Below are 23,062 nucleotides of genomic sequence, written 5' to 3'. Positions count from 1 at the left end.
AAGGACTCCAAGGTCATCGTCGCGATCAACAAGGACGAGGACGCCCCCATCTTCCAGGTCGCCGATATCGGCCTGGTCGGCGACCTCTTTACCGTCGTGCCGGACCTGACCGGCAAGCTCTGAGGCCACACTTGGTCGCGCAGGGGCGCGGAGGACGCTGAGGAAGGGCGTCGAAGCCTCTTTGCCCTGTCCTCCGCGCCTGCCACGATCGACCGAAGACCAGGGGGGCAGGCGACGGAAAGAAGGGGATTACCGCTGAATATCGTTAATCCATGTAAGGAATGCGCCGGAAAGCCCGCTGCCTTCTTGTTCCTGCGGCTTCGCTCCGGTTAGCGTCGGCTGATGAACGAGAATTCGATGGGGCAGCGGGATCGGCGCGTCCGCACGATCGCAGATCTGGCACGATTGGCCGGCGTGTCCCCGGGCACGGTCTCCCGCGCGCTGGCGGGCAAGTCGCTGGTCAATGACGACACGCGGCGGCGGATCCAGGCGCTGGCCGACGAACATGGCTTTCGTCCCAACCAGATGGCCAGCCGGCTGCGCACCCGTCGGACGGGGGTGATCGGGATTGTCGTGCCGCTGGGTCATGAGCGCCGCCAGCATCTATCCGACCCGTTCTTCATGACGATGCTGGGGCATCTGGCCGACGCGCTGACGGAAAACGGCTATGACGTGATGTTGTCGCGGATCATCCCGGATGCGGAAGACTGGCTGGACCGGGTGGTCGATAGCGGGATGGTCGACGGCGTGCTGCTGATCGGCCAGTCGAACCAGTATGACGCGATCGAGCGGGTGGCGCGGCGCTATCGCCCGCTGGTCGCCTGGGGCGTGATGCTGCCCGATCAGGTCCATGCCGCAGTCGGCACCGACAATCGCGCGGGCGGACGACTGGCGGGTGAGCGACTGATCGCGCGGGGCTGTCGCCGGATCGCGTTTCTGGGCGATGTCAGCGCCCCCGAGATCCGCCAGCGCCATGACGGTGTGGCGGAGGCGATCGCGGCGGCGGGCGTCGCGGCCCAACTGATCCAGTTGCCCACCCATCTCGCATCCGATGTGATGGAACAGGAGGTCTCCACCCATATCGACGCGCTGCTGGAGCGGGGTGGGGGGATCATGCCGATCGACGGGATCGTCGCGGCGTCCGACATGATCGCCATGACGGCGGTTCGCGCGCTGGCCGACCGTTCGATCAGGGTGCCCGACGACCTGCCGGTGATCGGCTATGACGACCTTCCGCTCGCGGCGCAGGCGGTGCCCCGGATCACCACCATCCGCCAGGATATTGCGGCGGGTGCGAAGGCGATGGTCGAGGCGCTGTTCGCGCGGATCGCGGGCAGCGATACGGGATCGGTGATCCTCGACCCCGAACTCATCGCCCGCGATTCTGCCTGAACCGGGTCAGTCCTTCGCGATCGTGACCCGGTCGCCGTCAAAGGCCAGTCGGAACCACGGCGCGGCGGTGCCGCCGAAGCGCTGGCGACGCAGCGCCGGGTCGTTGCTGGCGTCGCGACCCGCCATGCCCCAATAGTCGACGAAGCTGATGACATCGCCTTCGCCCGTCACCCACCAGCAATAGGCCTGGGTCGGTTCCTCGACCGGATTGGCCGCGACCAGCCCGGTGCCGTTGACCGGCCGCCACGGCCCCGCGAAGCGATCCGCGACCATGGCGTAGAGCCCGGTCGGCGCGCTCAGGCCGGGGGCAAAGCGCTTTCCCTGCGTCGACCAGAAACAGTAATAGCGGCCGTCGCGCAGGATGATGTGCGGACGCTCCAACTCGCTGTTGACGCCCAGCGACTCGATCAGCGGCGGATGGATGATCCAGCCGTCCCCCGCGCGCTTCGCCACGCCGACCACGCCGTCGACATCCTGCTTCACCCAGCCCGCCGAGCCGACGAACAGCAGATATTCCGCTCCGTCCGCCGGATCGCGGAAATAGCCGGGATCGCGAAAGCCCTTGATGCCGCCATTTTCGGGCTCGACCTGATTGGCGACGATATAGTGATGGCCGTCCGCCGCGACGCTTTCGACCGGCTCGCTCCAGCCCTCGGTCCGGGCATCCTCGCCCTCGACGATGAAGCGGCCCTGCGATTCGAACAGGCGCTGCTCGAAGGTGCGCGGACTTCCCCGCCGCCCCGAGGCGGTGAAATACATGGTCAGCGTCGTGTCGTCCTCGCCCAGCACCGCCGAGCCCGACCATTCGCGGCTGCCCGGGGTGAACCCGTCGGGGAAGGTCACGCCATGATCGCGCCAGCCATCCGCGCCGTGGCTGGTCAGGCGGATGCGGGCTTCGTCATGCCGCAGCTCGGGGTCGTCGAACCGGGGCGTCGCCAGGAAGAACCACCAGCTCCGCCCGTCGAGAAAGGCGGTACGGCCATCGGCATAGGCGATCTGCCACATGTCCCACAGGTCATGATCGGGAAGGATGGGCACCACGTCGGCGGCGGTGAAGACGGGCAGTCGGGCGTCGGCCTGTCCGGCGATCCCGGCCAGCGCGTCGGCCGACCAATGGGCGGGGGTGGGTGCGGTCATGATACCTCGGGTCAAGGGAAGGTGGGATCAGGCTTGCGTCGCGGCGCCGAGCGGGAGGCCCTGGGCGTTGCGGGCGCGGACCGTGAAGACGGAGACGGCGGCCAGCAGCATCAGGACGCCGCACAGGGACAGGACATTGCGCGGGTCGCCGCCCAGCCAGCTCTGGTAGAAGAGCGGCAGGGTCACGCCGAAGATCAGCATCGGGATGACGATCATCATGTTGAAGATGCCCATATAGACGCCGGTCCGCTCAGGGGGGATCGAGCCCGCAAGGATGACATAGGGGTTGCCCATCATGCTGGCCCAGCCCAGCCCGATGCCGATGGCGGGCAGGAACAGCATCGCCTTGCTGGTCATGTGCGGCATCGCCATCATGCCCAGCCCCGCGATCACCAGGCACAGGGCATGGAGCGATGCGGCGCCCCAGCGCTTGGCGAGCGGCACCATCGCGAAAGCGGCGAGGAAGGCGACACCGTTATAGAAGGCCGCGACCTCGCCATTGGTCAGCACCGCGGCGTGGAAACCCGACGAGGTGGCATCGGCGGTGCCATAGACCGACCGGCCGATCGCGTAGATGACGTAATTCCAATAGGCCATCATGGCATACCATTGGAACAGGCTCATCAACGCCAGCTTGCGCATGGGCAGCGGCATGTCGCGGATCGCGGCCCCGATCTCCTTCAGCGTCGCGCCGAGTCCCTTGGGCGCGGCGGCGATACGCGAACGCTCCTCTGGCGTGATGGGCAGTTCGGGAACGCGGCGGATCGACCAGACGATCGTCACGAAGGACAGGACCGCGCCGATCATGAACACGACGCGCGCGGTATAGGGGATGTTGTGCCCGTCCACCCAGTCAGGATTCATGCCCGCCCAGACCAGGATCGAGGGCGTGAGGAAGGCGAGCATCTGGGCGAGCCCGGTAAAGGCGCTCTGGGTCAGGAAGCCGATATTATGCTGGGCCCCGTCCAGCCGGTCGGAGACATAGGCGCGGTACGGCTCCATGGTGATGTTGTTGCCCGCGTCGAGGATCCAGAGCAGCGACACGGCCATCAGCAGCGACGAACTGAGCGGCATGAAGAAGAGCCCGAGCGCGCAAAGCACCGCACCGATCAGGAAATAGGGCGTGCGCCGCCCCCAACGACTGTCGGTCCGGTCGCTCATCGCGCCGATCAGCGGCTGGATCAGCAATCCCGTCATCGGCCCCGCCAGCTGGAGCAGCGGGATCTGCGCCTCCGATGCGCCCAGGTAGCTGTAGATCGGGGCCATGTTGCCCTGTTGCAGGCCGAAGCTGAATTGCAGGCCGAGAAAGCCCAGATTCATTTCGAGAATGCGGACCACGGACAGGCGCGGCTTGATCGGGGCCATCGTTCCGGCGGTGGGAGTGACAGGGGGCATGAAAATCCTCTCGTGCGCGGGGGTCGGACCGTATCTACCGCCGGTTTTCCGCGTCGAGTCCTATCATGCCGTGCTCGCTTCCCGATTGCAACAAACGATTGCATTAGAGGTCACGCAAGACCTATGATCCTGTTCGGGCGGGCATTTGGGGGATTCCCCCCCGCGCTCCCGCCCCCGGGGCCGACTGGGCCGATCCGCCCTATCGCGCGCCCGGCGGCAGGTTCGTCTCCAGATAGCGGGTCATCAGCGAGTAGAGGTGGATGCTGGTATTCTCGCCCTCATAGATGCCGTGGCTGCGGTCGGGATAGGCCATCATCGAGAACGGTTTGTTGAAATGGATCAGCCGATCCACCAGCTGGTCCTGATTCTGGTAATGGACATTGTCGTCCAGCGTGCCGTGGATCAGTAGCAGATTGCCCTTCAACCGGTCGGCGAAGGTGATCGGCGATCCGTTCTTGTAGCCTTCGGCATTGTCCTGCGGCAGGCCCATATACCGTTCCTGATAGACGGTATCGTAGAGCTTCATGTCGGTCGGCCCTGCGACCGCGATGCCGGTCCTGTAGAGGTCGGGATAGCGGAACAGCGCGTTCTGGGTCATCGCGCCGCCGCCGCTCCAGCCCCAGATGCCGATCCGGTCGGGATCGATATAGGGCCGCGTCGCCAGCATCGCCCGGACACCCGCCGCGTAATCGGCCGAGGCGAGGATGCCGACCTGGCGATAGATGATCTTGCGCCAGTCATGGCCGCGTGGGCTGGCGGTGCCGCGCGGGTCGAGGCTGGCGACCAGATAGCCCTTCTGCGCCAGCATCCGGTGCCATAGCCCCTGCGAGCCCATCCAGCGATCGGCGACCGTCTGGCCCCAGGGTTCGCCATAGACGAAATAGAGGATCGGATAGCGCTTGGTCGGATCGAAGCCCGGCGGCTTGATCAGCCAGCCGTCAAGCTGCGTGCCGCCGCCGATATCGACGCGGAAGAACTCGGTCGCGGGCAGGCCGCTGTCCTGGACGAGCTTGGCCAGCGGCGCATTGGCGGCCAGCGTGCGCAGCGGTTGCTGGCGGGTCATGTCGAGCATGTCCGTCGCCGGTGGCGTGTCGAAGCGCGAGACGGTGTGCAGCGCCCAATGCTCGCCCGGCGCGATATCATAGCTGTGCGTGCCCGGCTGGTCCGCCGGGGTCAGCCGCTCGACCCTGGGGCGGCCCGACAGGGTGGTGCGATAGAGATAGCGCTGGGTCGGATTGTCGGGGGAGGCGATGAACCAGGCATGGCCCGACTTCTCGTCGATGCTAAGTACCTCGACCACATCGAACTTGCCGGGCGTGCGGAGCGTCGCGCGGCCGGTGGCGCGGTCGATGGTATAAAGATGTCGCCAGCCGTCCCGCTCGGACAGCCAGGTGAAGCGGCGGCCACCCTCCAGCCATTCGGGCGCGGCATTGGCCTCCACCCAGGCGGCGTCCTTTTCGGTCATGACCGGCCGGACCGCGCCGGTCGCGGGATCGCCGAGCAGCACCTTGTAGGTGTTCTGGAGGCGATTGGATTGTTGGATGAACACCGCGTCCGACCCGCCCGCCCAACTCATCTGCGGCACGTAATTCTGGCGCGGGTCGCCATCGAGCCTGAACCAGCGGGTCTTGCCGTCGGCGACATCGATCGTGCCGACGGTGACGGCCGAATTGGTCGTGCCCGCCTTGGGATATTGCAGCGGAATGACCTTGGAATATTGGCCGCCGGTATTCTTGATCATGTCGAAGGTGCCGACGCCGCGCGTGTCGAAGCGGAAAAAGGCGATCCGCGTCGAATCCGGGCTCCACTCGAACGCGCGGTGGATCGAGAACTCTTCCTCATAGACCCAGTCGGCGAGGCCGTTGACGATATAGTCGTCGCCGTCCCGGGTCAGCGGGGTCGCCGCGCCGCCCTGGATCGGCTCCACATAGATGTTGTTCTTGTTGATATAGGCGATGCGCCGGCTGTCGGGCGAGATGGTCGCATAGAGGGTGGTCGAGGGTGCGGCCTCGCCGCCGACCCGGTGCAGCGTGCGCGTCGTCCGATCGAACAGCCAATAGTCGGCGAGCGCCCGGGTCCGGCGAAACGCCTTGCCGTTGGTCTGGATCAGCAGCCAGCGATCGTCCGGCGACCATTCATACCCATCGATGTCGAGCGGCCTGTCCGCGCCCGGGGGCACCAGATCGGTCGCGGCCACCACCACCGACCGCGAACCATCGGCGATGCGATAGCGCACGATATCCTGCCCGCCCTTGGCCGCATTCTCCAGCGCCAGATAGCTTTCGCCGTCCTTGCCCCAGCGGCTTTCGCGCACCGATTCCGTACGGACCGCGCCCGGCCCGAAGATTCCGTCCACCGAAAGCGGGGCGGCTGCCGGGGCCAGACCAGTCTGTGCAGTGACGGGCATGGGCATGGCGAGCGGGGAAAGAGACAGCAAAAGCCCGGAGATTCGCCAGTACGACCGCATCGATACGTCCCATGTTCGAGGATTAAGGCGCGAGCCTAACCCGGCCACCAGGAATCGTATACTGAAATTTCCGTGATAATCCTCCTGCGATCCGGCTAGAGCAGGGGCTGGCCGCGACGGGGCCGGATGAGACAAGGGAGCAGCCGGATCATGGCATCGGGAATGGACCCGGCGGTCGACCATGTGGCGATCATCGGCGGCGGCTTTGCCGGTACGCTGCTGGCGATCAATCTGGTCCGCCACGGCGGCCCCCGCGCCACGCTGATCGAGCGACGTGCGAACCAGTTGGCGCGTGGCGTCGCCTATAGCGCGGCCCATGCCGAGCATCTGCTGAACGTGCGCGCGGGCAATATGAGCGCGCTGCGCGACGATCCCGACCATTTCGTCCGCTGGCTGAGCGCGCGGGGGACGGGAGGGGCGAAAACCTTCGTGCCGCGGCGTGTCTATGGCGATTATCTGCGCGATCTGTTGATGGAGACGATTGCGGCCGACCCCGCCCGCCTGAGGCTGGCGAGCGGCGAGGTGACCGCGCTGGAGCGGGCGGGGCAGGGCTATCGGCTGGTGATGGCGGAGGGGCGGGGCCAGGAACAGGTGCTGGCGGCCGACGCGGTCGTGCTGGCGCTTGGCAATCTGCCGCCCCACACCCCGCCGGGGATCGACCCGGCGGCGCTGGCACCGGGATGCTATCGCGAAGACCCCTGGGCGGGCGATATCGCCGAGGGGCTGGGCGACAATGATCGGGTGTTGCTGGTCGGCAGCGGGCTGACCGCGATCGATGCGGCGCTGTTGCTGGACGCCAGCGGTTTTGGCGGACGGACTGTTGCGATCTCGCGTCGGGGCCTCGCGCCGCGTCGCCATGCCGATGCGCCGCCCTTCATGCCCTTGCGCGAGCGCCCGGCGGCGAGCCTGTCCAGGCTGGTCCGGCATGTGCGGTGCGCGGCTGCGGAACAGGGCTGGCGCGGCGCGGTGGATGCGCTGCGCCCCGTCACCCAGATGATGTGGGGGGCGGCGGACGCGGCGACACGGGCGCGTTTCCTGCGGCATCTGCGGCCCTATTGGGACGTGCACCGCCACCGCCTGGCGCCGTCCGTGGCCGATCGGGTCGATGCGCTGATCGCGGCCGGGCGGCTGGCGATCGCGGGCGGCAAGCTGGTGCGGGTCGAGCGTGATGGCGAGGGGGCGATCGTCCATTGGCGGCCGCGTGGAGCCGAGGTGGCGGAGACGCTGCGCGTCGCGCGGATCGTCAACTGCACCGGGCCGCAGGGGGATCTGCTCCGTTCGCGCGAACGGCTGATCCGGCAATTGCTGGCGGCGGGGATGATCCGGCCGGATGCCCTGCGCATCGGCCTTGAGGTGGACGCGCAGAGCCATGTCGTGGCGGCGGACGGCAGCGTGGAGGACCGGCTTTATTGCATCGGCCCGATGACGCGCGGGGGGCTGTGGGAAGTGGTCGCTGTGCCCGATCTGCGCCAGCAGAACTGGGAGCTCGCCCGGCGGTTCGCCCACGCGCAATGGGTGGGCGGCGAGGGTCTCTGAGATTGGTCCTCCCCTTCAAGGGGAGGATTGTCTCAGGCGAGGGCCCCGATCTTTTTCAGCCAATCCGCATGGGCGGGCATCGACTCGGCCATCTGTCCGATCGCCCCGGCCAGCTTGCCGACAAAGGCGCGGCTCTGCGTCGGATCGCCATAAGCCAGCAGCGGATCGCGCCCCTCGGGGATGTTGAACTGCCCGATATGCACCGCCGCCCAACTGGCCGGGCCGAACAGGTCCATGTCGCGCGCGACCAGCCGCCCGGCTTCGCGGAAATGGGCGATCTTCATTGCCAGCGTGTCCGGGATCGGCATGGCGGCGCAATCGCGCCACAGGGGCGTGTCGCTCCGCTGGGTCAACTTGTAATGCAGGATGATGAAGTCGCGTATCCGTTCATATTCGGTGATCGCGACCCGGTTATATTCCGCAATGCCCGCCGCTGCGAAGGACCGGCTGGGGAAATAGGCGAGCAGCTTGGCGATGCCCGCCTGGATCAGATGGATGCTGGTGGACTCGAGCGGCTCCATGAACCCGCTCGACAGGCCGATGGCGACGACGTTGCGGTTCCAGAACAGCTTGCGCCGCCCGGTCGTGAAGCGCAGCGGCCGGGGATCGCCCAGCGCCTCGCCATCGAGATTCGCCATCAGGGTCGCGGCGGCCTCGTCGTCCGAGATATGGCGGCTGCAATAGACATAGCCATTGCCCGTCCGATGCTGGAGCGGGATGCGCCACTGCCATCCTGCGTCGCGCGCGGTGGACCGGGTATAGGGGGTCAGGCCATCGCCGCCCGTCACGCACGGCACCGCCACTGCCCGGTCGCAGGGCAGCCAGTGCGTCCAGTCTTCGTAACCAGTGGCGAGCGCCTCTTCGATCAGCAGGCCGCGAAAGCCCGAACAGTCGACGAACAGGTCCGCTGCGAGTACCCGCCCGTCCTCCAGCGTGACCGACGCGACATGACCGCGATCCGCCTCCAGTGCATGGCCCGCGATCCGGCCCTCCACCCGCATCACACCGCGCGCCTCCGCGTAGCGGCGCAGGAAGCGCGCATAGAGCCCGGCGTCGAAATGATAGGCATAGTCGAAGGTCGAGGCGACGCTGCGCGGATCGGCCATGGGGGCGGCGAAGCGTCCGAGCCTGGCGGCGCCCCAGGCCATGGACAGCGCGTCGAACGCGATGCCGCTGTCGAGGCCGCCCGCGGCCAGCCAATGCTGGTGCACGGCGACCAGATCGAAGGATTTTCCGTGCGTGCCGAAGGGGTGGAAATAGCGGTGCCCCTCGCGCCCCCAGCCGACGAACTCGATGCCGAGCTTGAAGCTGCCCTTGGCCTCGCGGAGGAATTCGGCTTCGTCGATGCCCAGCGTCTGGTTGAACAGCCGGATCGGCGGAATCGTCGCTTCGCCGACGCCAACCGTTCCGATCGCGTCGGACTCGACCAGGGTGATGGCCAGGCCGCGCGGGGCGGCATGTGCGAGCGCGGCGGCGGTCATCCATCCGGCAGTGCCACCGCCGACGATCAGGACCGATCGGATCGCATCATCCCCGCCATCAGTCATCACGCTATCTTCTCCCTCCCCATGCCGGTGCCGCGCCTATGGGCAGCGCCCCGATCTTCGTGGGTCTCTACCATGCAAAGGTTTGCGATCCTATCGCCGCGAGCGAGCCGGCCATAGTGTGTTTTCCCGATCACAGTGTGCGGCTTTTTATGCAATGGTTTGCAATTGGGCAGTTGCAAACGATTGCGCGTGTGATAGCTAGCATTCACGACATCCCGGACACCGGGGCGAATCAGGAGAGGGTGAATGACGACGAGCGTTCTGCGGTCTTGTGGATCCATGGCAGCCTTGGCGATGGCACTGGCCAGCACGCCGGCTTTTGCTCAGGCGGGCGACACTCAGGCAGCGACCGGCGGCAATGCGCAGGTCCAGGCGGCGGCCGCTGCCGATGCGGGCCCCAGCAGCGAGGATATCGTCGTCACCGCGACCAGCGGCGAGCGTACCCGTTTCCGCAGCTCGATCTCGGTGTCGCAGGTCAGCCAGGAGGCGATCCAGAACTTCACTCCGCGTTCGACCGCCGAAATCCTGCGCAACATCCCCGGCCTGCAGCCCAGCGACACGGCGGGCCCGGGCGGTAACGCCAATATCGGCGTTCGCGGCATTCCGGTGTCGACCGGCGGTTCGGAATATGTCTCGCTTCAGGAAGACGGCCTGCCCGACGTCCTGTTCGGCGACATCAACTTCGGCAACAACGACTATTGGCTGCGCTTCGACCAGAACATCAAGACGGTCGAGGCGGTGCGCGGCGGTTCGGCCTCGACCTTCGCCAGCCAGGCGCCGGGCGCGGTGATCAACTTCATCAGCAAGACCGGTGAGACCAAGGGCGGCCAGATCGCCTATTCCAACGGCCTGGGCTTCCGCGAGCATCGCATCGACTTCGACTATGGCGGTCCGATCGACGACAGCACGCGCTTCCACATCGGCGGCTATGCGCGCAACGGCGGCGGCTACACCAACGAGAACTTCAACATCCTGCGCGGTTATCAGATCAAGGCGAACATCACCAAGGATCTGCCCGACAATCGCGGTTTCGTGCGGCTGTATTTCAAGCGGCTGGACGAGCAGGCACCGACCAACACGACCACCCCGACGCTGGCCACGCTCGACGGCAACCGCGTGACGGGCTTCGCGCCGTTGCCCAATTTCGATGGGCGTTCGGGATCGTCCTACTCGATCTACAACCGTAACTTCCAGTATCTGGACTATGACAATGGCGGCGTGAAGTCGGCCGAGGTGCAGGGCATCCACCCGCGCGTCACCGGCATCAGCGGCCAGATCCACTATGATTTCAACGACAACATCTCGCTCGATGACACGATGCGTTATCAGTGGATCAGCGGGAATTTCACGACCCAGTTCATCAACGTCCAGACGCTGACCGGCAGCGCCGGCCTGATCGGATCGACCGTCAACGGCCAGCAGGTCGGGTCGGTGCGCTATGCCGCCGGGCCGAAGCTGGGCCAGTTGTTCACCGGCCCCTATGTGAACAACAACCCGAACATCAACGTGTTCATGAAGAACATGGACAACTTCGCCAACAACCTGACCTTGAACGGCAAGTTCCAGGTCGGACCGGGCAAGGCGCGCGTGACCGCCGGTTTGTTCGTGATGCGGCAGAACATCGTCCAGGACTGGTATGTGAACCGCCAGTATAGCGAGCTGAACGGCAACAATGCCGCGCCGCTCGACCTGTTCTCGACGACGGGCACGCAGCTTACCGCCGCTGGCCAGGCCGGGTTCAACGACAATTGGGGAAGCTGCTGCGCCCGCCGTGTCGACCTGACCTATACCGATGTCGCGCCCTTCCTCCAGGCGGGTTACGAAGTCGGCGGCCTGAACCTCGACGCCAGCGTCCGCTATGACAGCGTGCACGGCGAAGGCACCGCCCAGGGCGGCGTCACGGGGCCGACGACCCGCGTGTCGGACGCGCTCGGTTCGGCGCTGATCCCCTCGATGATGCTCAGCTCGACGTCCGAGAAGATCAACTACACCGATGGCTATGTCAGCTGGTCGGTGGGCGCGCTCTATGCGTTCAACACCAAGACCAGCATCTTCACCCGCGTCAGCCGGGGTGGTCGCTTCAATGCCGATCGCCGCGTGCTGTCGGGCAACTTCAACGCCGACGGTTCGCTGAATTCGCAGGGCCAGGCGACCTCGGTCAACTATCTCAACCAGCAGGAAATCGGCCTGAAGCAGCGTGGCGGCCTGGGGGGGGCGTCCTACTCGGTCGAAATCACCGGCTTCCGTTCGACGCTGACCGAGAATAATTACGACTTCACCCGGATCAACAATCCGGCGCCGAACAACAACCCGAACATCTCCAACGGCTATCGTTCGCTGGGTATCGAGTTCTCCAGCCGTCTGAACTATGGCGATTTCCACCTGTCGGTGGATGCGACCTACGCCAATTCGAAGATCACCAGCAGCGCGACCTCGACGCTGGTCGGCAAGAAGCCCGGCGGTCTGCCCGACTTCCTGTTCGTGGTGTCGCCGTCCTATGATGCGGGTCCGGTCGCCTTCGGTGTTAGCGTGAACGGCCAGACCAGCACCAAGTCGGACGACTTCAACCTCTACACCGTCAAGGGCTCGACCTTCGTCAACGGCTTCGTGACGGTCCGTCCGATGGAGAAGCTGGAACTGGGCCTGAACGTCAACAATCTGTTCGACAAGCTTGGTTTCCGTGGCGGCGGCGGCCTGTTCCCGATCCTGTCGTCGACGCAGGGGGTGTTCAACAACACCGCGCTCTACGGTCGGACAGTGACGGGTTCGATACGCTATCGCTTCTAAGTCTACTCCCCTGGGGCGGGTGCCATATGGCATCCGCCCCATTTTTCGTTCAGGAGGCCGGCCATGGAGCAACTGGCCCGACCCGCCCGCACGCTGAAGGATATCGCCCGACTGGCGGGCGTGTCGCCGGGGACCGTCAGCCGCGCGCTGGCTGGCAAGAGTGTCGTCAGTGCCGAGACGCGGCAGCGTATCCAGGCGCTGGCCGCCGAGCATAATTTCCAGATCAATCAGATGGCCCGTCGCCTGCGTGCCCAGCGGACCGGCGTGATTGGTGTTGCCATCCCGCTGGGCCATGAGCGCCGCCAGCGTCTGTCCGACCCCTTCTTCATGACGCTGCTCGGCCATCTGGCCGATGAGCTGGCCGCGCGCGACCATGACCTCATGCTGTCGCGGATCATCCCCGACGATGATGAATGGCTGTCGCGGATCACCCGGTCGGGCATGATCGACGGCGTGCTGCTGATCGGTCAGTCGAACCAGTTGGCGGTCATTGAGGCGGTGGCCGAAACCTATCGCCCGCTGGTCGTCTGGGGCAGCACGATGCCCGGCCAGCATCACTGCGCGGTGGGGGTCGACAACCGGCTGGGCGGACGGATGGCCGGGGAGCATCTGCTCCGCACCCGACGGGCGCGGATCGCCTTCATGGGGGAGATCCGCACCTTGGAACTGGCGCAGCGCCATGCCGGGCTTTGCGACGCGCTGGCTGAGGCGGGGCTGCCGCCACCCCTGCAACTGGATGTGGCGCTCGCGCCCGAGTTGATGCCAAATCAGATCGCCGCCAATCTCGCATCGCTGCGGAGCGAAGGCCGGGCGATAGACGGGATCGTGGCGGCGTCCGACATGATCGCGCTGGCGACCACGGCGGAACTTGTCGGCATGGGGCTGTCCGTGCCCGGCGACGTGGCGGTGACGGGATTTGACGATCTGCCTCTGGCGGACCGCGCCGTTCCGCGCCTGACGACCATTCGCCAGGATCTCCGTGCCGGGGCCGAGGCGATGGTGGCTGCCCTGTTCGAACGTCTGGAGGGGCGGGACGCCCCCGGTCTGGAAATGCCGCCCCGCCTGATCGTTCGCGATTCCGCCTGAAACGGGCTCGCTTACCCGTCCCCGCAGCATCATCGGGCTTGGTTCCGGGCATTCAGCCGCGACACGCGGCGATCCGATCGGAAGGAAAAAGTCCGGCGCGGTCCTGGAAGATGGGACCGCGCCGGCGAGATCAGGGCGTTCGCTGATGGGAAGGCACCGCGCACGCAGCGCGCCGCGCCGATGGCGTCAGGTCAGGCGAGCGTCAGGCCGACATCGACATTGCCTCGGGTGGCGTTCGAATAGGGGCAGATCTGGTGCGCGGCTTCGATCAGTTTCTCGGCCTCGGCGCGGTCGATGCCGGGCAGGTCGATGGTCAGGTCGGCGGTGATGCCGAAGCCTCCGGCCGCGCGCGGGCCGATGCCGATCTTCGCCGACACCGACACGTTATCGGGCACCTTCACCTTCAACTGCTGGCCCGCGACCTTCAGTGCGCCGATGAAGCAGGCCGAATAGCCCGCGGCGAAAAGCTGTTCGGGGTTCGTGCCGTCGCCGCCCGCACCGCCCAGTTCCTTCGGAGTCGACAGCTTGACGTCGAGCTTGCCGTCCTGCGTCCGGGCATGACCATCGCGACCGCCGGTGGCGCGGGCCTGGGTTTCATATTTCACATCGACCGTCATTCTTTTTCTCCGATAAAGATTATCGTGATATATATTGCCTGATGGTCTGGGCTTGTCCAGCGCTTCTTTTATCGCGATAATGTTTTTTTCATTCGAAGGAGAAAGCGGATGGCGGCACCCTGGCCGCTCGACGAACAATTGTGCTTCGCGCTCTATGCCGCGAACATGGCGATCCAGCGGACCTACAAACCGTTGCTTGACCGGCTGGGGCTGACCTATCCGCAATATCTGGCGCTGCATGTGCTCTGGGAAGAGGATGCCCGCACCATCGGCGCGATCGCGCAGCGGCTGGCGCTGGAATCGAGCACGGTGACGCCGCTGGTCAAGCGGCTGGAAGTCGCCGGGTTGGTGGCGCGCAGGCGCGATCCGCATGACGAGCGCCAGGTGCGCGTGTGCCTGACCCCGGCGGGCCTGGACCTGCGCGAGCAATGTGGCTGCCTGGGCGAGGAATTGATGGCGCGGACGGGCATGCCGGTGGAGCATCTGCGTGGGCTTCAGGGCGAGGTGCTGGCCCTCCGCCGCGCACTCGACGACCGGGGATAGGAGCAGAGTCCCATCCCGCTACGACCCCGTTCGCTCAGTCCGCAAGGGAAGGGGGGATCACCCCGCCGTCGCCAGGGTGAAAACCACGCCCGGCGCATCGCGCAGCGTCAGTGCGAGCATCCCGTTCTGGGGCTTTGGCACCGTCAGTCGCGCGGCGGTGTAGCCCTCGGGCACATTGACCGCGCCGCTCATGTCGGGCGTGGCCGCCACGCGGTCGATCAGGAACAGGTCGCGCCCTTCCAGCCGACAGGCATCGCCGTCGCACCGCACCGCATCGACCTGTGGCAGGCGGACGAGCGTGGCGAGCGGCACCCAGTCGCCCTTGATGCCGTCGCGTATCAACCGGAAGCGCAAGGCCCCGGCCGCCGCCGGGCCCAGCCGCGCCGGATCCAGCGTCGCGACCGCGACGTCGGGCGAGGACAGGCGGACGTCGCGTCCACCCTCCAGCGTCACCGACGCGCTGCCGTCCGCGGTGGCGACCTCGATCGCATCGCCGGGCGTCAGCCGCATACCCTCGGCCGCACGGATCGAGAAGGTCAGGCGCGCATTGTCGGGCAGCACCGTCTCATCCCGCGTGGCGAGTGCCAATCCATGCTGACCGTCCTTGGGCGTCAGGCTACGCGATGCGATGGCGGCGGCGGGACGTGGCGGCGCGGCGGTGATCGTCACCGACTGGGTACGACCGTCGTTCAGGCGGATGCGCGCGCTATTGCCATCGACCACGCGACCATCGGCGGCGGTGGCGATCAGCCGATCGGTATCGCCTTCACGGGTCAGGCCGCTGGGGGCAAGCCGGACATCGCCGATCTCGACTCCGGCAATCTCGTCGAGCCGCTGCCCGGTCAGCGTCACGAACCGGTCGCCCTTGGCCAGCGTTACCGCATCGATCCGGCTGGCGGGGGAGAAGACACGCAGGGTCACGGAGCGGGGCGTGCTGCTTCCCATCTGCTGGATGTCGAGCGTCACGTCACCGGCGCGCGCGCCTTTCATGGGCAAGGTGACGGTGATCCCATCGGGACCGCGCAGGGTGAAGGCGACGGGCTGTGCCGCGCCGCCGCCGTTGCGCATCGTCACCCCGGTCACACAGGCGGCGGCCGATCCCGTCAGATCGATCGCATTGTCGCGACCGACGACCGGGCTCTGGCCCGCATCGCTTGCGCGCCAGTCGCCGCCATCGGGGAATTGCAGCGTGAAGGACGGTCCCTCGAACGACTCGAACCCCCATTGCCCGTGCAACCGCGCGGTGACCTTGCCGGTCAGTTCGCCCTGCGGCAGCGGATCGACAAAGACATAACCGCCGCGATCGGCCCGTGCCCGGACGGCCAGGTCGAACCGCTTGCCGTTCGCCAGGGTCAGCGCCACCGCCATGTTCCGCGCGAAAGCGGTCGAATAGATCAGCGGCGCACCCTCGACCGGCAGGGCCAGGCCGGGTCGCGCGCCGCATAGCGGCTGATCGCCGGTCACGCGCAGCCGCGGCGGGGTGCCCGCATCGATCGCGGGCATGGCGGCGACCAGCACCGATTTGGGCTTGGCGAAGGACGGCGCGGCGTTGAGCAGCAGCGACAGCCTGTCGCCATCGCGGGTGGCGAGCGTGGGCAGATAGCCGAATTGCGGATTGCCGAACGCGCCGAACACGCGGGCAATGTCTCGGATCACGCCGATATAGGGGCTGTAATAGCCCAGCCCCGCCTCGCGCGTATAGCTGAGCTGCAAGGCCAGATCGGTCGGCGCGCCGATCAGCGTGTCGGTCATCGAACTGCTGTGAATATCGGCCAGCACCAGCGAGTCGCGATTTTCGAGCAGGCAGGCCGCCTGCAATTCGATGACGCGGGCCAGGCAGTCGGGATTCAGCTTGATCGCCAGGCTGTTCGACAGCGCGGGGGCGAGCGTGCGGAGGAATTCGGGGTGGCTGTTCTCCTGCGCGCGGATCGCTGCGACGAAGGCGTTCAGCCGCGACCGATCGAGCGAGGCCTGGTTGAGGTCCTGCACCGCGCGGACGAACTCACCCGGTCGGTCGCGCACCGCATCGACGATCGTGCCGGACGCGCCGCCGGTTTCCGGCACGAGGAACAGCGCCATCTGCCGCGCGCCCTTGGGCACGGTCAGGGTCAGGCGACGGTCCTTGTCCTTGGCCTTCCAGGTCTCGGCCGACTGGACCCAGTTCTTGGGCGGAGGATTGGTCGCGCCGCTGAGAAAGGCGGAGAACAGGATATAATGCGCCCGCTGGTCGCTGGGCAGGTCCGCCTCGATGGTCAGGCGATCGCCGGTCGCGAGATTGGGCACCTCCGCGATCGGTAGCGTCTTGTCGCCGCGCGTCACCGCGATGCGAAGCGCCGGGCCGGGCAGGTCGAAGGGCGCGGGATCGGCGGCGCAGAGCGGCGTTTCGACCAGCGCGGCGGCGGCAAGTGCAAGCGCCATCAGGGGACGCGGACAAGGAAGGCGAAGGGCGGGGAGCATGACCGGGACTAATGCGCGTTCCGCCGCAACGATCAAGCCGTTCGCGGCAGATGACATGTCGGTGTCATGTGGGCTGCCCTGTTCCTCTCCGATGCGGGGAGGGGAGCGCCGCGAAAAGGCGGTGGAGGGCGGAATGGCCACAAGGCACGTTTCTTGCGGCCATCCCTGCCGTCAGGCCAGCTTGTCCTGCGTGCGCTGATCGAAATCGCTCGCGTCATGGCGTTCGAGGAGTTGTTCGGACGGATCGCCGACAACCCGGTTGACCATCCGGCCGCGAATGACCGCGGGCCGCGCGGCCAGTTCGCGTGCCCAGCGCAGGACATGGGCATATTCCTGCACCTGCAGGAACTCGGCGGCGTTGTAGAGCGAACCCAGCACCAACTGTCCATACCAGGGCCAGATCGCCATGTCGGCGATGCTGTATTCCTCGCCCGCGACATAGCGGTTCTGCGCAAGCTGGCGGTTCAGCACGTCGAGCTGACGCTTGGCCTCCATCGCATAGCGGTTGATCGCATATTCGATCTTCACCGGCGCATAGGCATAGAAATGGCCGAAGCCGCCGCCCAGGAACGGCGCGCTGCCCATCTGCCAGAACAGCCAGGACATGATCCGCGCCCGCGCCGCCGGATCGGTCGGCAGAAAGGCTCCGAAGCTTTCGGCCAGATGGATCAGGATCGCGCCGGATTCGAAGATGGCGATCGGCTCCGCGCCGCGTCGGTCGACCAGGGCCGGAATCTTGGAATTGGGATTGATCGACACGAAGCCGCTGCCGAACTGGTCGCCCTCGCTGATGCGGATCAGCCAGGCGTCATACTCCGCCTCCGAATATCCGGCGGCGAGCAGTTCCTCCAGCAGGATGGTGACCTTCACCCCATTGGGCGTGCCCATCGAATAGAGCTGAAGCGGATGGCGGCCGACGGGCAGGTCCTTGTCATGCGTGGCCCCGGCGACCGGCCGGTTGATCGAGGCGAACTGGCCACCATTCTCCTTGTCCCACGTCCAGATGGCGGGTGGGGTATAGGCGTCGTCACTCATGCGCATCATGCTCCCTTCGGGGTCCGCCGCAGCAGATGGGGCGGTGGCCGCGTCAATGCAAACGCGGCGCGCTGCTTATCTCGGCAGCGAACCGAGCCGGTCGCGGCGGACATAGAGCATCTCGCGCCGCCCCTCGCGCGGCACCGCCATGACCGGGCGATAGTCGCGGGCCAGCGCCTCGGCGATCAGGCGCTGCGTCGCGGTGTTCCAGGGCGAGAAGGGCTCGTCCAGCGTCACGATGGCGGGCGGGCGGCGGGCGAGGATCGCGGCGACCTCCGCCGTCTCGTCGACCCCGATCGCGCCGCGCTCGGCCTCATAGGCGAGCGAGGAGGGGAAGGCATAGGCGGTCGGCACGCATCCGCCCGACAGATGATAAAGGCTGGAATCGCCCGCGAAGACATAGGGGCACTCGCGCCCGTCGATCGCCGCCATCGTGCGGGCCATGCGGCGGATGCCGTCTCCTTCGGACGGATCATTGGTCACGGCGTGCAGCACGAACAGCCCTGCGCCGATCGCGAACACCGCGATGACGGGCTTGCGCCCCATGGCGAAAGCGGGCGCGGCGGCGATGGCGAGCGGCGCAACCAGGGGCAGGGCATAATGGTCGAAAAACGCGCCGATCATCGCAAAGGCGACCAGCGCAAAGGCCAGCCAGATCCGCGCGAGCGTCAGCGCCGGGTCACGCGGCCCTTTTCGCCAGGCCAGAACCGCGCAGGCGATGAGCGGCAGCAACTGTCCCCCGATGCCCGCCAGCCGCCCGACGATCTTGGCCGCGGGATAGCCCCGGCGCAGCGTGATCGAAGTGAAGTTGGCGAACCAGAAGGCGTCGAACGCCTGTGGCCCGTTCCACCAGAAATGCAGCACGACCAGCCCGGTCGGCAGAAGCCCCAGGGCCATCCAGAGCAGGGCGGCGACGGCGATCGCCGGCATGTTCGCGCGCGCCCGCCACAGATACCAGAGATGCGCGAGCCCGAAAAAGGCGCCCTCGACCAGGGGCGTGTACTTGATCTGGATCGCGACGCCCGCCAGCAGACAGGCGAGCGCCCCGCTGGCGATGATCGCGCCGATCGCACGCCGCTCGGCCAGGCGGGGCAGTTGGAAGGTCAGGAGCGCCGCCGCCGTCATCGCCAGATTGTAGAAGACCGGCGACTGGCCGCTTCCGCCGCTGAGCAGCGGCAGCCAGAGGATATAGGCCGCGCCCGCCGCCAGCCCGGCGGGCGGGGGCAGCGCCATGCGTCGCGCCGCCAGCCAGATCAGCCATCCGGTCAGCCCGACGCACGCGGTGCCGACAAGCTGATAGGCGAGAAACCCGTCGCCGGGCAGCAGGCGGAACCCCGCGAACAGCAGGAACAGCCCCGGCGGCTTGCGGTCCCACAGGTCGATATACAGGCGCGCACCGTGCAGGATGCGATCCCCGACCAGCAGATAATATTGTTCGTCGACATGCGCGACCGGATTGCCGAAGTCCCGCATCCGCACGAGCAGCGCGAAGACCAGCAGCGCCAGCGCGGCCCCCGCAGGCCGGTCCAGGAACGCGCGCGCCATGGCCCATCGCTGACCGGCGGCGGCAGGGGGAGAAGGGGGCGACATCATCACATACCGTCCTGGCAGGCGGGCGGCGGCGCAAGTGCCGACGCCATGGCCCGACCGGGCCGATCCACGGCGCCGCGCATGTCATCGATCGGGGCCGCCATGCAAAGGAAATCGCCGAAAGTTCATGCACATTAAAAATTTATGATCGGCCATGTGCGGATGGTCGGGGCCGGTGTCGTCCTAAGCGATGGAACGCTCCGCCATGGTCCATTCGGGCGATGGCGGGCGTGACGGGGGTGGGTTCGGTTTCTGGAGTGGGGTGGGATAATGCTGCTCGATGCGGAGGGTGCGGCCTGGCGCAATGCGAGAGCCCGGACGGATGCCGGGATCGGCAAGGGCGCGGCCGCCTATGTCGCGCCGTGCTGGACCGTGGTCGTGCCTTTCTTCAACGAAGAGGCCGATCTGGCAGCGACGCTGGAAAGCCTGGCCGGGCAGACCATGCGCTTCCGGCTGGTGCTGGTCGACAATGGCTCTGTCGACGCCAGCGCGCGGGTGGCGAGCGAGACGTGCGAGCGGCTGGGCCTGGACCATATCCTGCTGCACCAGGGATTGCCGGGCAAGATCAACGCGCTGAAGCTTGGTCTGGACCATGTCCATACCCGTTTCGTCGCGACCTGCGACGCCGATACCTGGTATCCGGCCATCTATCTGGAGGAGGCGCAGCGGCTGCTGGAGCGGCCGGGCTGCGTGGTGGCGGGGGCCTATTTCATCGGTCCGCGTGACGGCGAGGCGGAGCGGCGGCGGGAATCGGCCAATATCCGGCTGGCCGCGCGCCTGATGCCGCGCCAGTGCCATGCGGGTGGCGCGGGACAGGCCTTCCGCACCGAGGCGCTGAAGGCGGCCGGTGGCTTTGATCCGCGGCGCTGGAACTATGTGCTGGAGGATCATGAGGTCATCCACCGCGTGATGCGGCACGGCACGATGCATTATGCGGATGCCTTCTGGTGCGTCCCCTCCGACCGGGAGCGGGACCGCGAATCGATCCGCTGGACCTTGGTCGAGCGCCTGGTCTACAGTGCGACCGCGCCGATCGCGGGGGACTGGTTCTTCTACAAATTCCTGGCGCGGCGGCTCGATGCCCGGCGTCTGACCACCGAGCGGATGCGCGAACGGGCCTATCAGCATCTGGCGGGAGTGGTGCGTGAACCGGCTTATTCTATGCGCTGACGATTTTGCCTTTTCGACCGAAGACAGTCTGGTCATCGCCGAGTTGTTACGCACCGGCAAGCTGAACGCCACGAGTTGCATGACCGTCCGCCCCAATTGGCGGGACGACAGCGCAATGCTGCGCGACGTGCCCGACACCGCGCAGATCGGGCTGCATCTCGTGCTGACCGAGGAAGCGCCGATCCACCCCAATGGCTTTACGCAGGATGGGGTGATGCCGGGGATCGATCCGCTGACCCGCCTCGCCGCGCGGGGCCGTCTCGATCTTGGCGAGATCGCCCGCGAGGTCGAGGCGCAGTTCGACCGTTTCGAGGCGGCGATGGGCCGCCCTCCCGCTTTCGTCGACGGTCATCAACATTCGCACGCGCTGCCCGGCATTCGCCCGATCGTGCTGGAGATCACCCGCCGCCGCGCGCCCGAGGCATGGGTGCGGACCTGCGAGGATCGCGTCGCCGCGCTGCTGGGGCGTCCCTGGCGCGGCAAGGCGATCGGCAGCGCCTATCACTCGCGCGGTTTGACCCGCACGGCGGAGGCGGCGGGGTTGCGGTGTAATCGCGGTTTCGCCGGGCATTATGGCTTTGACGGGCGTTTTGCGGAGGCCTTGCCCCGTTTCCTCGACAAGGCTGGAGCGCGGCATCTGGTGATGTGCCATCCGGGCGCGGGCAGGCGCGGCGGCGATGCCATCGCGGCGGCGCGGCGCGATGAGGCGGATGTCTTGCGCACGGTTTCGGTTTCGGACATGGCGGCGCAACGCGGCCTGGCCTTCGCCGCCTGATACGAAGGCGGTTTTTGGGGCGAGGGCTTGGGCAACGAGGCGCTGGAGAGCCGGTTCATGGAGGCGCGCCCGCTGCTGCGTCGCCTGCTGGCGGCCCGCCTTGGTTCGTTTGAAGAGGCCGAGGATGCGCTTCAGGACCTGTGGCTGCGGGTCGTAGCGCTGGAGAATGCCGATATCGCGCAGGCGGTCCCCTTTTTCTGCCGGATGGCGACCAACCTGGCGACCGATCGGCGGATCGCGGCGGCCCGGCGCGGCGCGCGGGACGGAGCCTGGGAAGAGGTGCAGCCCCAGTCCGAGGAATATGCCGACCCCGAACGTATCGCCACCGCGCGCAATGAGCTTGCCCGTGCCCAGATGCTGATCGCGGCGATGCCCGACCGGATGCGCGAAGCCTTCACCCTGTTCCGCTTCGAGGAGCAGCCGCAACGCGTCATCGCCGAACGGATGGGCATTACCGTCAGTGCCGTCGAGAAGCTGCTCCGCCGCGCTTATCATTATCTGCAAGAAAATCGTGAAGCACAGGGTGCGGATCATGGGCGTCGGTGTCGTCATGACGATGAAGGGAGCGGGGGGGCGTGACGCGGGACGAACAGGCGATCGGTTGGCACATCCGGCAGCGCGACATGAGCGCGGCTGAATGGGAGGCCTTTGCGACGTGGCTGGAGGACAGCCCGGCCAATGCGCGCGCCTATGACGCAGTGGCGATGGCCGATGCCGCCCTGGTCGCGCCGATGGCGAAGGGGACGCCATCGGTCGCGACCGAACCTGCGGATCGCGCCGTTGCCGCGAACGATAATGCCGGTTGGGGGCGCTGGTGGCTGGTCGGGGGCGTCGCGGCGGCGGTCGCGCTGGTCGCGGGGCCGATGGCGCTGCACAGCCGGCCGGATATCCGTATCGAGCAGACCGCGCCCGGCGAGGTTCGGACGATCGCGTTGAACGACGGCACGCGGGTCGAGATGGCCGGTGGCACGCGACTTCGCTTCGATCGTCACGACACGCGGGTCGCCACGCTGGAGGCGGGGCAGGCGCTGTTCCATGTCCGCCACGATCCGTCGGCGCCGTTTGAACTGCGGTCGGGCGATGTCACGATCCGCGACATGGGCACGGTGTTCGACGTGCGCCGCTCGCCCGGGCGGCTGGACGTCGCGGTCGCCGAGGGGGCGGTGGCGCTGTCGCCGCCGGGGCGGACGCTGGCATTGACGGCGGGCCAGGGTGCCAGCCTGGACGAGGCGCGCCACATCGCGCGCCGCACGACGATCGATCCGACACAGGTCGGCGGCTGGCGCGACGGGATGCTCGACTTTGATCGGGAGACGGTGGCGGCGATTGCCGGACGATTGCAATCGGCCTATGGTGTTCGGATCGCAGTGGAAGGACCGCTCGGCGAGCGCAGCGTCACCGGGTTGATTCGGATGAGCGGCGATGCCGGACAGGATGTCCCTCGGCTGGCGAAGCTGATCGGAGCGGAGTGGCGCCAGAGCGGTGGGGAATGGACTTTGCGGGCGTCGAAGGGGGATCGTTGATCACG

At 67.0% G+C, this 23,062-nt stretch carries 17 protein-coding genes and 1 pseudogene; 10 read left to right on the top strand and 8 right to left on the bottom strand.

Features of this window, described 5'->3' with window-relative positions:
- Positions 1-123: pseudogene (locus ABDV78_RS09685) on the top strand (electron transfer flavoprotein subunit alpha/FixB family protein); the annotation flags it as partial.
- Positions 124-342: 219 nt separating this feature from the next.
- Positions 343-1,392: a LacI family DNA-binding transcriptional regulator gene (locus tag ABDV78_RS09680; RefSeq protein WP_343527182.1), complete on the top strand. Its 1,050-nt coding sequence runs from the start codon at positions 343-345 to the stop codon at positions 1,390-1,392.
- A 6-nt stretch (positions 1,393-1,398) separates the two neighbouring features.
- Here ABDV78_RS09680 and ABDV78_RS09675 read toward each other — a convergent pair whose 3' ends face one another.
- The 3 genes from ABDV78_RS09675 to ABDV78_RS09665 all read right to left on the bottom strand — a co-directional run bounded on the left by ABDV78_RS09675 (position 1,399) and on the right by ABDV78_RS09665 (position 6,331).
- Positions 1,399-2,529, bottom strand: coding sequence for a glycoside hydrolase family 68 protein (locus ABDV78_RS09675; protein ID WP_343527181.1), 1,131 nt, complete (start codon positions 2,527-2,529; stop codon positions 1,399-1,401).
- A 27-nt stretch (positions 2,530-2,556) separates the two neighbouring features.
- Positions 2,557-3,924: an MFS transporter gene (locus ABDV78_RS09670; protein ID WP_343527180.1), complete on the bottom strand. Its 1,368-nt coding sequence runs from the start codon at positions 3,922-3,924 to the stop codon at positions 2,557-2,559.
- Between the two features lie 199 nt (positions 3,925-4,123).
- Positions 4,124-6,331, bottom strand: coding sequence for a S9 family peptidase (locus tag ABDV78_RS09665; RefSeq protein WP_343527179.1), 2,208 nt, complete (start codon positions 6,329-6,331; stop codon positions 4,124-4,126).
- Between the two features lie 210 nt (positions 6,332-6,541).
- Between ABDV78_RS09665 and ABDV78_RS09660 the strand changes: the two genes are divergently transcribed.
- Complete coding sequence (locus ABDV78_RS09660) at positions 6,542-7,927, top strand: FAD/NAD(P)-binding protein (protein ID WP_343527178.1); 1,386 nt, start codon at positions 6,542-6,544, stop codon at positions 7,925-7,927.
- A gap of 32 nt (positions 7,928-7,959) precedes the next feature.
- On the opposite strand, the gene ABDV78_RS09655 is transcribed toward ABDV78_RS09660, so the two are convergent.
- Positions 7,960-9,474 (bottom strand): tryptophan halogenase family protein, encoded by a 1,515-nt coding sequence (locus tag ABDV78_RS09655; RefSeq protein ID WP_343527194.1) that lies wholly within the window; start codon positions 9,472-9,474, stop codon positions 7,960-7,962.
- A gap of 294 nt (positions 9,475-9,768) precedes the next feature.
- On the opposite strand from ABDV78_RS09655, the gene ABDV78_RS09650 reads away from it, so the two are divergent.
- The gene (locus tag ABDV78_RS09650) at positions 9,769-12,261 is read left to right on the top strand and encodes a TonB-dependent receptor (RefSeq protein ID WP_343527177.1); all 2,493 of its coding nucleotides are present in this window, start codon (positions 9,769-9,771) and stop codon (positions 12,259-12,261) included.
- Between the two features lie 63 nt (positions 12,262-12,324).
- Entirely contained in the window at positions 12,325-13,347 is a 1,023-nt protein-coding gene (locus ABDV78_RS09645) for a LacI family DNA-binding transcriptional regulator (RefSeq protein WP_343527176.1), read from the top strand.
- A 191-nt stretch (positions 13,348-13,538) separates the two neighbouring features.
- Here the strand turns inward: ABDV78_RS09645 and ABDV78_RS09640 are convergent, their stop codons facing one another.
- Positions 13,539-13,964 (bottom strand): organic hydroperoxide resistance protein, encoded by a 426-nt coding sequence (locus ABDV78_RS09640; RefSeq protein WP_343527175.1) that lies wholly within the window; start codon positions 13,962-13,964, stop codon positions 13,539-13,541.
- 108 nt (positions 13,965-14,072) lie between these two features.
- Here ABDV78_RS09640 and ABDV78_RS09635 point away from each other — a divergent pair, with 108 nt between their 5' ends.
- A complete protein-coding gene (locus ABDV78_RS09635) occupies positions 14,073-14,507 on the top strand; it encodes a MarR family transcriptional regulator (RefSeq protein WP_343527174.1) in 435 nt (144 codons plus the stop codon).
- 57 nt (positions 14,508-14,564) lie between these two features.
- Here ABDV78_RS09635 and ABDV78_RS09630 read toward each other — a convergent pair whose 3' ends face one another.
- The 3 genes from ABDV78_RS09630 to ABDV78_RS09620 all read right to left on the bottom strand — a co-directional run bounded on the left by ABDV78_RS09630 (position 14,565) and on the right by ABDV78_RS09620 (position 19,544).
- Entirely contained in the window at positions 14,565-16,925 is a 2,361-nt protein-coding gene (locus tag ABDV78_RS09630) for a hypothetical protein (protein ID WP_343527173.1), read from the bottom strand.
- A 210-nt stretch (positions 16,926-17,135) separates the two neighbouring features.
- A complete protein-coding gene (yghU, locus tag ABDV78_RS09625; protein WP_343527172.1) occupies positions 17,136-17,999 on the bottom strand; it encodes a glutathione-dependent disulfide-bond oxidoreductase in 864 nt (287 codons plus the stop codon).
- Between the two features lie 75 nt (positions 18,000-18,074).
- Positions 18,075-19,544 (bottom strand): glycosyltransferase family 87 protein, encoded by a 1,470-nt coding sequence (locus tag ABDV78_RS09620; protein WP_343527171.1) that lies wholly within the window; start codon positions 19,542-19,544, stop codon positions 18,075-18,077.
- A 315-nt stretch (positions 19,545-19,859) separates the two neighbouring features.
- On the opposite strand from ABDV78_RS09620, the gene ABDV78_RS09615 reads away from it, so the two are divergent.
- From ABDV78_RS09615 to ABDV78_RS09600, 4 genes are read left to right on the top strand one after another with little or no spacing between them, the layout of a single operon-like run.
- Positions 19,860-20,759 (top strand): glycosyltransferase family A protein, encoded by a 900-nt coding sequence (locus tag ABDV78_RS09615; RefSeq protein WP_343527170.1) that lies wholly within the window; start codon positions 19,860-19,862, stop codon positions 20,757-20,759.
- Complete coding sequence (locus ABDV78_RS09610; protein WP_343527169.1) at positions 20,734-21,534, top strand: ChbG/HpnK family deacetylase; 801 nt, start codon at positions 20,734-20,736, stop codon at positions 21,532-21,534. Before ABDV78_RS09615 ends, ABDV78_RS09610 begins: the two co-directional genes overlap by 26 nt.
- 27 nt (positions 21,535-21,561) lie before the next feature.
- A complete protein-coding gene (locus tag ABDV78_RS09605) occupies positions 21,562-22,113 on the top strand; it encodes a sigma-70 family RNA polymerase sigma factor (protein ID WP_343527168.1) in 552 nt (183 codons plus the stop codon).
- The gene (locus tag ABDV78_RS09600; RefSeq protein ID WP_343527167.1) at positions 22,110-23,057 is read left to right on the top strand and encodes a FecR domain-containing protein; all 948 of its coding nucleotides are present in this window, start codon (positions 22,110-22,112) and stop codon (positions 23,055-23,057) included. Before ABDV78_RS09605 ends, ABDV78_RS09600 begins: the two co-directional genes overlap by 4 nt.
- Positions 23,058-23,062 lie beyond the last annotated feature (5 nt).

The organism is Sphingomonas sp. (assembly GCF_039594485.1).
In the GTDB taxonomy this organism is placed as follows: domain Bacteria; phylum Pseudomonadota; class Alphaproteobacteria; order Sphingomonadales; family Sphingomonadaceae; genus Sphingomonas.
The sequence above is the reverse complement of the archived record's forward strand: the minus strand, read 5'-3'. Positions and strand labels throughout refer to the sequence as shown.